The sequence below is a fragment of the Candidatus Eisenbacteria bacterium genome (assembly GCA_035577985.1).
Classification (GTDB): domain Bacteria; phylum Desulfobacterota; class Binatia; order DP-6; family DP-6; genus DATJZY01.
The window spans coordinates 1-8,575 of the sequence record DATJZY010000158.1 but is presented as its reverse complement, the minus strand read 5'-3'; the positions used below and the strand labels follow the sequence as shown (position 1 = coordinate 8,575).

Here is an 8,575-nt window from a genome sequence, read left to right as displayed (position 1 = left end):
GTGTCACGATCACCGACGCGATCGAGACCGTCGTCGTCGACCTCGTGAAGCCGACTCGCCTGTGCCTGCCCGCGAACAAGAACGACGAGGACCCGACCGCGTCGACGCGTCTCGACGATCTCCTCTGCTATCGCCCCCGCTCGGACGCCGGCTTCGGCACCGTGGCGGCGTTCACCCAGAACCAGTTCGGCGCCGGCAAGGCGAAGCTGATCCACCGCCGCGAAGTCTGCGTGCCGTCGCGTCTGGATCCGCCTCCGACCACCACCACGACCTTGTCCTGCATACCGACGACGAGCACCAGCACGACGACCAGCAGCTCCACCTCCACCAGCACGACCACGTCGTCGAGCACGTCGACGTCGACCAGCACGTCGTCCTCGACGAGCACGTCCACCTCCACCAGCACGAGCACGTCCACCTCGACCTCCACCTCCACCAGCACGACGACGTCGTCGAGCACGTCGACGTCGACCACCACGTCGACGAGCACGTCGTCCTCGACCAGCACGACGACCAGCAGCTCCACGACGACGACCACGAGCACCAGCACGACGACTACGACCAACCCGTGCGGCAACGGGATCGTCGACCCCGAGCTGGGTGAGGCGTGCGACGACGGCAACACCGCGGCCGGCGACTGCTGCTCGCCCACCTGCCAGATCGATCCCGACGGCACCTCGTGCAGCGACGGGGACGTCTGCAACGGCGACGAGTTCTGCCGTGCCGGCGTCTGCACGCCCACGCCGCCGGCGGTGGCCGTCGCGTGCCGGCGGGAGTTCGCCGTGGGCGCCGTGTCCAACTTCAAGGACGACACCGTGTCGCTGATCGACCTCACGAACGGTGGGATCGCGGGGACCGTGCCGGCCGGCGACGGCCCGTGGGGCGTGGCCGTGCACCCGCGGGGCACCGAGCTCTGGGTCACCAATCGGCAGGGACGTAGCGTCTCCGTGATCGACATCGCGTCGCAAGCGGTGGTCGCGACGATCCCCGTCGGCCGCGTTCCGCTGGGGATCGCCATGGATCCGACCGGTGCGCGCGCCTACGTCGCGAGCTACGGCGACGACTGGATCGACGTGCTCGACACGACCACCCGGACGCGGGTTGCCCGGTTCCGCGCCGACCGCGGGCCGTCGAGCATCGCGTTCGAACGGTCGGGGCAGACGCTGTACGTCGCGAGCTTCGGCGCGGACACCGTGACGGCCATGGATCCGACGACGGGCCGGATCCTCGCCCGCGTGCGCACCGACCACAAGCCGGCGCAGGTGGCGATCGACGAGTCACGAGGCCGCGTCTACGTGACCAACTTCGGTGGGCGCTCGGTCACCGTGATCGGCGTCGTGAGTCGCACGGCGCTTACGACGATCCCCACTCCCGGGAAGCCCTTCGGCGTCGCCGTCGACGCGAACGCGGGGCGGGCCTACGTCAGCAGCGCGTCGAAGGATCTGGTCGTCGCGATCGACACGACCGAGAACGCGATCGTGGGCGCGTATCCGGTCCCCCCGGGGCCGCTGGGCGTGTCGGTCGATGGCGACGGGCGGATCCTCGTCGTGAGCGGCACGACCGGCGTCCTCTCGTTCATGCAGCCGTCGGGTGCGATCACCGGGTCGGTGGCCATCGGCGCGGTGCCCGTCGCCTTCGGCGACTTCGTGGGAACGTCGTCGAACGATTGCCCGCAGTCCGCCGTCCGCTGCGACATCCCCGATCCGACGATCGCCGCCGGCTGTGCGCCGCAAGAGGGGTGTGAGTTCGTGCCGCGGCCGGGGCTGGATGCGCTCGGCGCGCTGCTCGACGCGCTCGACGAGACGCTCGGAGCGGCGGAACCGTCGAGCTTCCACGATCCGGCGCTGGAGCCGACGCTCGCGGCGGCCGTCGAGCGTGCGCGGCAGCAGGCGGTGACGCATGGGCCCGGGGCACCGGAGCTGCGCGTCGAGCTCCGCCAGTTCCTGGGCGTCCTCCGGCGCGCACTCCGCCACGGGACGGTGCAGCGCAACCTCGGGTTCCGCCTGCTCGACCTGGGCCGGCGCACCCGTGCCCTCATCGTGCGCGGGCACCGCAACCGAGCCGTCTCACTGCAAGGCGCGGGATCCAATCCGCCGGGACCGGCGAGCTGATCGCGGTGCAGTCGCGTCGTCTCCCGGCGATCCTGTTCGCCGTCGCGATGCTGCTCGCACCTCGGGTGGCGCGTGGCGGCGACCCCGCGGATACGCAGGCCGAGGGTGGCGTAGCGGCCGGCGAACGGCCGTGGTCCGTGCACGCGGCGACTGGCTTCATGTACGACTCGAACGTCGCGCTCGACCCGAGCGGTCAGACGATCCCAGGTACGCCGTCGGATCCGAGGGACGGCGCGTACACCATCTCCGTGGGTGGGCGCTACGACATCGTCGACACGGACCGCTGGCAAGCGTCGGTCGAGTACGACCTGTACCAGTCGCTGTACTTCCGGCTCGACGACTTCAACCTGCGATCGAACCTCGCGCAGGCTACCGTCGGCTACGCCCTCCTTCCCGAGCTCTGGACGGGCGTGCAGGCCGGGTACCAGCACTACGCGCTGGGTGGCCCGAGCTATTCCGGTGAGCCCTTCGTCACCCCCTTCGTGTCGCTGGTCGAGGGTCGCTGGGGCCTGACGCAGTTCCTCTACCGCCATGGCGACATCACCTACTTCAACGCCTTCGAAGACGTCCGCGACGGTCCGGACGACTCGGCGAGTCTCAGCCAGACGATCTACTGGGGCGCGCAGTACGCCTCCGTGGGATACGAGTTCGGCTCGGTGCGCCCCAGCTCGCATTCCGCGGCGGCGAACGACTACCGCTACTACTACAACCAAGGATACGCCGGCGTCGGCTGGGCTCCCGGGTGGCAGGTGACCGTCGACGTCGTGTACTTGTTCCGTTACGAGAACTACACCGAGCCCAACAGCCTCACGGGCTTCCGTACGAAGCGGCACGATGCCATCAACCAGTTCTCGGTCGGCGTGCGGCGACCGCTCACCGACCACCTGACGATCGGACTCAACTACTATGGCACCGTCGACGACTCGAACATCGACGTCTACACCTACGATCGCAACGTCGTGGCCGCGGAGGTCCGGTTTGCGTACTGACGCGCCGATGCGCCGGCGTTGGAGGCTCGCGATCGCACTCGTGGCGCTCGCCGTGACGCTCGGCGCCGGACGGACCGTTGGAGCCGCCGAGCAGGTGGGAACGGCGGCCGAGATCGAGGGACGCGCCGAGGTCCAGCATGCGGGGGAGGGCGAGTGGGCTCCGCTGTCGAAGGGCGACGGCGTGCTCCTCGGCGACCGCCTCCGGACCGGGACCGATGGCAAGCTCCGCATCGTGATGCGGGAGGACTCCGAGCTGACGCTCGGGCCGTCCTCGCAGATCGAGGTGACCGAGCAGGTGACGGGTGCCGCGACGGTGTCGCGTTTCCAGCTCCTGGTCGGCGCCCTGCGGGCCGTCGTGACCGAGCGCTATGCGGCGCCTCGCTCTCGCTTCGAGGTGGAGACCCCGACGGCGATCGCCGGCGTTCGCGGCACGAGCTTCATCGCGGACTATGACGCGACGAAGGAGGAGACGCTGATCGTCGGCGTTCTCGACGTGACGCGGGTTCGGGCCGCCACCGATCCGGAGGGCACCGCCGAGGTGTTGCTCGGCCCGGGGATCGCGACCTGGGTGCGGCGCGGGAGCCGTCCGGTGGCGCCGGCTCCGCTCGCCGAGGGGCGATTGCAGGGGCTGCGTCGCGCCACGTCGATCGCGGCATCGACGGCCGGGGCGCGCCGGGGAGCGAATGCGCTCGATGCGCGCAGTCCCCAGCGGGGCGGCGAGCGGGCCATCTCGCCCGAGGGGCAGGCCGTCGATCAGCCGATCTTCAAACCGCGGGGCGGGAAGCCAGGGCCGCCTCCACCGCCCGTTCCGTAGAGGGGCCGGCTCGGGCCGGTCGGCGCAGCGATCGTGCGGTCACCGAAATTCGGCACCACCGCCGTCTGCGTCGGGCTCGCGCTGATCGTGGCGCTCCTGCGTCTCGTCGCGCCGCTGCCGATCGAGGTTCTCGATCGCAAGATCCTCGACTTCCGCCACCTCGTCCGCGGACCGCTCGCGGCCGACGATCGCGTCGTCATCGTCGCCATCGACGAGCGGAGCCTGGAGGAGGTTGGACGCTGGCCGTGGCCGCGGGCGAAGCTGGGTGACCTCGTCGCACGGCTCGACGACGCGGGTGTGGCGGCGATCGGATTCGACGTCGTCTTCGACGAGCCCGTCACCACCGTCGACCGGCACGCGCTCGAGTCGATGATCGACGCCGACCCGGGACGCTCCGCCGCCGGGCTCCGCGCGGCGCTCACGGGCGAGCTCGACGACGACGCCCGGTTCGCCGCCACGCTGCGACGCTCGGGCCGCGTGGTCCTGGCCCATTTCTTCGAGTTCGGCGGCGGCGCGGCGCCGGACCTCGCGCAGGTGACGGCCGGGCTGCCGTCGGTGAGCGTCCTTTCGACCGGCGGGGCGAAGGTCGCGACCACGCCGGGTCCGCAGACGGCCGCACGCGCCCGCGTGCCGATCCGTCCGCTCGCCGAGGCCGCGGCGGGATCGGGACACATCAACTTCCTGCCCGATCCCGACGGGACGTACCGCCGCGTGCCGATCGCGATCCGGGTCGGCGATCGCTTCGTGCCGTCGCTCGCGCTGGAGCTGCTTCGCGTCCAGGCGCGCGGCGACGGGGCCAGCGTGACGATCGAGCCGGGTGGCATCGCATCGGCGAGAATCGGTGGCCGGGAGCTCGAGGTCGACCCTGCGGGCCAGCTCTGGATCGACTTCCTCGGGCCGCCCCGCACGATCGCGACCGTGAGCGCGGCCGACGTTCTCGCAGGGCGCGTGGCCGCGGAAAGGCTCGCGGGCCGCATCGCCCTCGTGGGGTTCACCGCATCGGGCTTCGACGAGGTGCCGACGCCGTTCGCGTCGGTCGTCCCCGGGGTCGAGCTGCAGGGGACGGTGCTCGACAACGCCCTGCGCGGCCGCGCGCTCCGACATCCGTGGTGGCTCGTTCCCGCCGAGGTGCTGGTGGTGCTCCTGCTCGGGGCGCTGCTCGGACCGATGCTCCGCCGGCTCGGCAGCCGGTGGGGCACGGCAGCGGCCGCCGCTCTGGCGGTCGCGTACCTGTGCGGCACGCAATGGCTGTTCACGCACGCCGGCCTCGCGCTCGGGGCCGTCTACCCGCTGGGAGCGCTCGTGCTCTGCATGCTGGGCGGCGCCGTCCATCTCTCGGTCGTGGAGGAAGCCGAGAAGCGCAAGATCCGGCATGCCTTCCAGCACTACGTGAACGCGGAGATCACGGACATGATCGCCGCCGATCCCGCGCACCTGCGGCTCGGCGGCGAGCGACGCCCGATCACGGTGCTGTTCTCGGACATTCGCGGCTTCACCACCCTCTCGGAGCGCCTCCCGCCCGAGCAGCTCGGCGAGATGCTGAACCAGTACCTCGAGGCCATGACCGACGTGGTGTTCGATCACGGCGGCCTCCTCGACAAGTACATCGGGGACGCGGTGATGGCCTTCTGGGGCTCCCCGGTCGCGGTGCCCGATCACGCCCAGCGATGCTGCAACGCCGCGCTCGACATGCTGGCCGAGCTGCGCCGCCTGAATGCGCGTTGGGAGGAGGCGGGGCTGCCGCATTTCGAGATCCGCATCGGGATCAACTCCGGCGACGCGGTGGTCGGCAACTTCGGATCCTCGCGGCGTTTCAGCTACACCGCCGTCGGCGACGACGTGAACCTCGCCTCGCGCCTGGAGCACCTGAACGGGCAGTTCGGAACGGGCGTGCTCATCTCCGATCGGACCCGAAAGACGATCGGCGACGCGTTCATCTGCCGCGAGGTCGACCACACCCCCGTCCGCGGTCGCAGGCAGACGGTCACCGTGCACGAGCTGCTCGGACGTCGCTCGGACGATCACGACGGCAGTCTCGCGCGCCGCGCGGCCGCCTTCGAGGCGGCGCTGCACGCCTGCCGCACGGAGCCGCGCGACGCGGTCGTCGCACGCGTCGAGGCGCTCGCCGCCGTCTATCCCAACGATCGAGCGATCCCACGCCTCCTCACCCGCCACCTCGAGGCCTGACGCCATGAAGTGCCTCCTCGTCTCGGACCTCCACTACACCCTGAAGCAGCTCGACTGGCTGGATCGGGTCGCGACGGACTTCGACCTGGTCGTGATCGCCGGCGACCACCTCGACATCTCGTCGGCGGTGTCGCTCGACGCGCAGATCGTGGTGACGCTCAAGTACCTGGCACGCCTGCACACGAAGACGCGGCTCCTCGTGAGCTCCGGCAACCACGACCTCAACGCGCGCACCGACGACGAGAAGGTCGCGGCCTGGATGACGCGCGTGCGCGCCCTGGGCGTGGTGGCCGACGGCGACGGGATCGACATCGACGGTACGCTCTTCACCGTGTGCCCGTGGTGGGACGGGCCGCGCGCGCGCGACGCCGTCGGGGCGCAGCTCGCGCGCGATGCGGGCCGGCGCACGAAGGGCTGGGTGTGGGTCTACCATGCGCCCCCCGACGCCTCGCCCGTCAGCTGGGCCGGGCACCAGCACTACGGCGACGCCGACCTCGTACGCTGGATCGGGGAGCACGCGCCCGACATCGTGCTCACGGGTCACATCCACCAGTCGCCGTTCCGGCGCGGCGGCTCGTGGGTCGACCGGATCGGCAGCACATGGGTGTTCAACGCCGGCCGCCAGATCGGACCGGTGCCGACGCACGTGATCCTCGACACCACGGCGCGGACGGCGAGCTGGTTCTCGCTCGCGGGCGACGCGACGGTGTCGCTCGACGGGCCGTTCGAGCGCCCGGTGCCGGAGGCTCAGTAGACGGTCGGATCGGGGTCGCGATCCGACCCCGGCGCGTGCTCCTCGCCCTGGTGGTGGACGAGGGTCTCGAGCACCTCGTCGATCATGCCGAGGTGGCTGTCGTGATCCTCGAACTGGCGCTTGAGGTCGGCGAGATACGTCATGACCGCGTGCAGGCGCCGCGCCAGCAGGCGCGCGACCAGACGGGCGACGCGCGGGTCGTCGTCGAGGAACTGGTGCGCGTTCTCGATCACGTGGACGCGGGCGGGCTGGAGCGCGCGGACGGTGGCCACGTGCGGCGCGTCGAGGAGAAGGGACATCTCCCCGAAGATCGCGCCCGGGTCGGAGACCGTGTTCACGCAGACGTCGCCCTTCACCACCTCGACCGTGCCGTCGATCAGCACGTAGAGCCGTCCGCTGCGCTCGCCCTCGCCCAGGAGGACGTCGCCGGCCCCGAGGGTGCGCTCGGGGAGGCCGGTGCACAGCCTAAGGATCTCCTGCATGCGAGCGACCCTACGCCGCCGCCAAGTCGAGTCAACGTCGGGCGGGCGGCGTCGGACGCCGCACCGCGCATACCCTGCGCCGAGGTTGACCGCAGAAAAGTGAGCGGATACAAGATGCTACTTCGTTCTGCGGGTGTAGCTCAGTTGGCTAGAGCGTGTGCTTGCCAAGCACAAGGTCGTCGGTTCGACCCCGATCACCCGCTCTCCGCTCTTCGTAGCGACGCGTGACCGGTGAGTGGCCGGTCGCCGCCGATGATGCCCGGCGGTGACCGGCCTTTGCGTTTTCTCCCTGGCCGGCGGCCGCCCCACATGGTACGCCCCCGGCGTGCGACGGGTGACGGCGATGGCCTTCGTGCTCGCGGCAACGGCTGCCGGCGCGACCGATCATCCGCAGGACGCCGCCAAGCTCACGTTGCGGCAGGGCACGGGCTCCGCCTCGCTCGTCTGGAGCACGCGGCTCCCAAAGCCGACGCCGCCCTCGTTGAGCCCGACGCAGGTCGGCGGGATGCTCGAGATCATGTCGGCGGGCGGTGAGGGGGCCATGCTCGACCTTCCCGCTGCTGGATGGACCGCCAACGGCGCCGGGACGACCTTCACGTTCCGCAACAAGCTCGCGCCCGGTGGTCCCACGGGCGTCAAGGCCGCGAAGCTCGCGAGTGGGCGCGTCCTCAAGATCGACGCGAAGTCGACGGGCATTTCGCTCGACGAGGCGGCACAGGGAAGCATGGGCATTCGGCTCACGATCGGCGGCGACGTCTACTGCTCGCTCTGCACGACGCCCCGTCGAGATCAGCCCGGGCGGTTCACGGCCGTGCGCTGCGCGGCTCCGCCCACGTGCGACGGCGTCGGCGCGCCGACGACGACCACGGACGGCTCGCCGCCGCCGACGACCACGACGACCACGCAGCCGGCTCCGTCCCCGGGCTGACGAGCGAGTGCACGTGCCGCGTCGTCGATCACCGCATGATCGCGCGGGGCAGCGGCGACGGCGGGTGCTGCGCCGAGGCCGGCTGTCAGGACATCACCGGCGCGGGATCGGTGCGGCTCGGCGCGTGCGTCCCCGCGGGGCAGCTCTGCGGCGTCGCCGGCTGCTGCGTGGACAGCGGCGCCACGTGTGCGGCCGTGCCCTTCGGCTCGACGCCGGCGTGCTGCCGCGCGGGCGGAGCCACATGCGCCGGTCCCGTCGACTGTTGCAGCGGATCGTGCACGGCCGGCGCCTGCGGCTGACGGCGGCCGAA

General features: G+C 71.2%; 9 protein-coding genes and 1 tRNA gene. 7 read left to right on the top strand and 3 right to left on the bottom strand.

Annotation, left to right across the window (positions count from 1 at the left end; translation table 11 throughout):
* Positions 1 to 127: 127 nt before the first annotated feature.
* Positions 128 to 805, bottom strand: a complete 678-nt coding sequence (locus VMS22_22875; protein HXJ36890.1) for a hypothetical protein — start codon at positions 803 to 805, stop codon at positions 128 to 130.
* Between VMS22_22875 and VMS22_22870 the strand changes: the two genes are divergently transcribed.
* The 5 genes from VMS22_22870 to VMS22_22850 are packed head-to-tail and all read left to right on the top strand — an operon-like array spanning position 783 to position 6,855.
* Positions 783 to 2,111: a YncE family protein gene (locus VMS22_22870; GenBank protein ID HXJ36889.1), complete on the top strand. Its 1,329-nt coding sequence runs from the start codon at positions 783 to 785 to the stop codon at positions 2,109 to 2,111. The two genes, VMS22_22875 and VMS22_22870, sit on opposite strands and share 23 nt — an antisense overlap.
* Positions 2,112 to 2,116: 5 nt before the next feature.
* A complete protein-coding gene (locus VMS22_22865) occupies positions 2,117 to 3,100 on the top strand; it encodes a hypothetical protein (GenBank protein HXJ36888.1) in 984 nt (327 codons plus the stop codon).
* A 7-nt stretch (positions 3,101 to 3,107) separates the two neighbouring features.
* The gene (locus VMS22_22860; GenBank protein ID HXJ36887.1) at positions 3,108 to 3,914 is read left to right on the top strand and encodes a FecR family protein; all 807 of its coding nucleotides are present in this window, start codon (positions 3,108 to 3,110) and stop codon (positions 3,912 to 3,914) included.
* Positions 3,915 to 3,947: 33 nt separating this feature from the next.
* Positions 3,948 to 6,101, top strand: a complete 2,154-nt coding sequence (locus tag VMS22_22855) for an adenylate/guanylate cyclase domain-containing protein (GenBank protein ID HXJ36886.1) — start codon at positions 3,948 to 3,950, stop codon at positions 6,099 to 6,101.
* 4 nt (positions 6,102 to 6,105) lie between these two features.
* Entirely contained in the window at positions 6,106 to 6,855 is a 750-nt protein-coding gene (locus VMS22_22850) for a metallophosphoesterase family protein (GenBank protein ID HXJ36885.1), read from the top strand.
* Here VMS22_22850 and VMS22_22845 read toward each other — a convergent pair.
* Complete coding sequence (locus tag VMS22_22845; GenBank protein HXJ36884.1) at positions 6,849 to 7,337, bottom strand: cyclic nucleotide-binding domain-containing protein; 489 nt, start codon at positions 7,335 to 7,337, stop codon at positions 6,849 to 6,851. The two genes, VMS22_22850 and VMS22_22845, sit on opposite strands and share 7 nt — an antisense overlap.
* Positions 7,338 to 7,466: 129 nt before the next feature.
* Here VMS22_22845 and VMS22_22840 point away from each other — a divergent pair.
* Together VMS22_22840 and VMS22_22835 are read left to right on the top strand one after the other, a co-directional pair.
* Positions 7,467 to 7,540, top strand: a tRNA-Gly gene (locus tag VMS22_22840).
* Positions 7,541 to 7,662: 122 nt separating this feature from the next.
* The gene (locus VMS22_22835; GenBank protein HXJ36883.1) at positions 7,663 to 8,265 is read left to right on the top strand and encodes a hypothetical protein; all 603 of its coding nucleotides are present in this window, start codon (positions 7,663 to 7,665) and stop codon (positions 8,263 to 8,265) included.
* 85 nt (positions 8,266 to 8,350) lie between these two features.
* Here VMS22_22835 and VMS22_22830 read toward each other — a convergent pair.
* A partial coding sequence (locus VMS22_22830; protein ID HXJ36882.1) for a hypothetical protein occupies positions 8,351 to 8,575 on the bottom strand: 225 nt, incomplete at its 5' end.